Origin of the sequence: Moorena sp. SIO3B2 (assembly GCF_010692525.1) — a bacterium.
GTDB classification, from domain to species: Bacteria; Cyanobacteriota; Cyanobacteriia; order Cyanobacteriales; family Coleofasciculaceae; genus Moorena; species Moorena producens.
The window spans coordinates 1-3,074 of the sequence record NZ_JAAHHE010000571.1 but is presented as its reverse complement, the minus strand read 5'-3'; the positions used below and the strand labels follow the sequence as shown (position 1 = coordinate 3,074).

The following is a 3,074-nucleotide window of genomic DNA, read 5'->3' as shown; positions in this document are numbered from 1 at the left end:
ATATCCATCGCACAGTGCTAGATAATGGCATCGTGGTGATAGTAGTTGAAAATGCTGCTGCTGATATCATTGCCAGCCGTCTATTTATTCGGGCAGGTAGTCAGTTCGATCCACCAAACCAAGCTGGGCTATCTCACCTCGTCTCAGCAGTTATCACCAAGGGAACCCAAGAATTATCCTCCATAGACATTGCCGAACGGGTGGAGTCTATGGGCGCTCAACTTGGTGCTGATGCAGCTAACGATTATTTTCTACTCTCCCTGAAAACCATTGCAGCTGACTGGTTTGAAATGTTACAGCTAGCAGGGCAGATTTTGCGATCGCCTAGTTTCCCAGATGCTGAGGTAGACCTAGAGCAGTACCTAACCATTCAAACTATTCGTGCGCAACAGGAGCAACCCTTTAACATTGCCTATAAGCAATTGCGACAGGCAATGTATCAAGACCATCCCTACGGCTTTTCAGTGTTGGGAGAAGAAGCGACCGTATCTACACTCGGTCGAGCTGACTTAGAACACTATCATCAGACTTATTTCCGCCCCGATAACCTAATAATTAGTATTGCAGGTCGTATTAACTCAGAAGATGCGATTGAGCAGGTAAAGCAAGTGTTTGGGGATTGGCAAGTTCCCGATACACCCCTGAGCAAACCCTCCTTACCGTCCCCCATTGCCCAACCCTGCCAAGTGACTACTGCCCAAGACACGCAGCAGTCGATTGTGATGCTGGGTTATCTTACCTCAGCCGTACAAGAGGCTGACTTTGCTACCCTCAAACTCTTGAATACCTACCTGGGAAATGGTCTTTCTAGCCGCTTGTTTGTAGAACTCAGAGAAAAGCGGGGTTTAGCCTATGATGTCTCAGCATTGTTTCCGACACGCCAGTCGGCTTCTACGTTTATAGCCTACATGGGGACAGCACCGGAAAATACAGAAACTGCCTTGGTTGGTCTGGTTACCGAAGTGGAACGTCTTTGTTCTCAACAACTGAGTCAGGATGAATTGCAAGTTGCCAAAAATAAGCTTCTTGGTCAGTATGCACTAGGTAAACAAACCAATGGTCAGCTAGCTCAAGTCTATGGCTGGTATGAGACGATCGGGCTAGGAGTTGGGTTTGATACCCTATTTCAACAGGATGTGACAAGGGTTACTCCAGAGATGGCCCAAGCAGCAGCTAATCGCTATTTCATTGAACCTTATATTTCTCTAGTCGGACCGGCTGTTGCAATCAACTTTCTGGGTTAACTGAGCAAAGCAAAAACTTGAGGTCTTCTCTGGTTAAAAAACTGGGGAGACCTCAATGTATTGTTGTCAATAAATCCCCTTTAATCGATAAAGTTAAATTAAGTCGTGATAAGATTGAATTTGCTTTAAAAATATGGATTCTATAGACACCACTAACAGCATTATCGGTATAACTATCTTTGGATCAGTAGCCCTTAGCTTAGGGAATTTGCCAGCAGTTGCCCTTGAAGCCAATGGCGTTGTCCCAAAACTGGCTCAAGCAATTACCTCAGTCAAAATCAACCGACCAACTCTCGACATTGGTAGTGAGGGGGAAAGAGTATCTGAATTACAAGCAGTTCTTAAATTATTAGGGTATTACACAGGAGAGGTAAATGGGTTTTATGGAGATAATACTGCGATCGCTGTCTCCAAGCTCCAGCAACAAGCGGGTTTAACTCCCCATGGCATCATGGGAGCTGCTGAATGGAATCTTCTGTTTCCAAGCATCCCACCCAATCCAACATCCTCAACCTCTACTTCAAATCCCTTACCCTCAGCAAGTAGAACACCACCGACCACCTCTGATGGCATCTCAGCTTCATCGTTTCCGAGACCTTCCATCACAGAAGCTATTACCCAAACCACCACAACTCGCCCCAACCCTTCCTCCCCAGCAACCAGCACTGGCTTTGGTAATCGCACTACCACAACAGGCAATTCAGTCACTGTCGAGAGAAGTAAGCCTAGGGCTATAACCTTACCTATTCTCCGACAAGGTATGCGTGGTCCAGCCGTCCAGCAATTGCAGAGGCGACTGAAATCTCTTGGTTTTTTAAAAGCCACAGTGGATGGGGTCTTTGGAGAGGTTACGAAAGCTGCAGTACAAGCGGCTCAGCGCAAGTTCAAACTAGAACCTGATGGCATTGTTGGTCCTGCTACTTGGAATGCTTTGCTACGTTGATGAAATTTTTGTTGAACGCGCACGCGTGGCCGAAAGGCCATGGTTGACGATTGAAAGTTAACTTTTCACTGTTAACTGTTCAATCATCAACCGTCAACAACATACTAGTTATATTTTTAGTTATATTTTTGCCGGTTGACTAATGATCAATCTTGATTGATGTTACTGCTTTGCTTGTTTCTGTTGCTTGAGTTCGTGCTTCAATACGGAACTAATTCCTAACGCTCCCAAAGCTAAAATCCCTAGGGTAGAAGCAGGTTCGGGAATTCTTTCACCTGTAGACAATGACAGCTCAGCACGAGATACAATGGCATCATCTCCATAAAATACCGGAATTTTGCCACTATTGCCATTAAAGACGTTCACGATTTCTCCTGATTCGTAAAACTCCAGTAAATTTAAAGACAGCGATTGCTTAGTTCCTACTGGGAGATTGCGGATCAGATCAATAGTAATAGTATCCAATCCTCTGATACCAAATAAATCGGTAGTAATCAGGGCGTTGTTTGGTGTCAGGTCTAAAATTAGTTTCGCTTGGGATAAGTCATTGATTGATGTTGCCAAGTCAGAAAAATCAAAGCTCCAACTCGTATCTTCATCAATCCCATTACCAAGGGTAGTGCTATCCCCAGTCCTTTCTATGGTAAAATCACCGTTTTGTAGGGTTTGACCAATACTGGCATTTAGTATTGTTGAAGGACTTGAACTGCCAATCGCTTCAGCTGTGAAATCAAGACGACTAGCCAAGGCTTTTTCAGGTATTAAGCAACTGCTCAAAACCACGGCAATTGTAGCCACTGAGAACACTTTTAAAGTAAGCATTTTAATGATCCCAAACCAAAAATCACGTTAGTGTTGATGGAAAAATAACTTTATTATACTTCCTT

The 3,074-nt window shown here is 44.3% G+C and carries 3 protein-coding genes; 2 read left to right on the top strand and 1 reads right to left on the bottom strand.

Annotated features, from left to right (window positions below):
• Positions 1-2: 2 nt before the first annotated feature.
• Together F6K38_RS38150 and F6K38_RS38145 are read left to right on the top strand one after the other, a co-directional pair.
• Positions 3-1,244, top strand: a complete 1,242-nt coding sequence (locus tag F6K38_RS38150) for a M16 family metallopeptidase (RefSeq protein ID WP_287360148.1) — start codon at positions 3-5, stop codon at positions 1,242-1,244.
• Between the two features lie 133 nt (positions 1,245-1,377).
• Positions 1,378-2,187 (top strand): peptidoglycan-binding domain-containing protein, encoded by an 810-nt coding sequence (locus tag F6K38_RS38145; RefSeq protein ID WP_287250721.1) that lies wholly within the window; start codon positions 1,378-1,380, stop codon positions 2,185-2,187.
• Positions 2,188-2,349: 162 nt separating this feature from the next.
• On the opposite strand, the gene F6K38_RS38140 is transcribed toward F6K38_RS38145, so the two are convergent.
• Entirely contained in the window at positions 2,350-3,009 is a 660-nt protein-coding gene (locus tag F6K38_RS38140) for a hypothetical protein (protein ID WP_287360147.1), read from the bottom strand.
• Positions 3,010-3,074 lie beyond the last annotated feature (65 nt).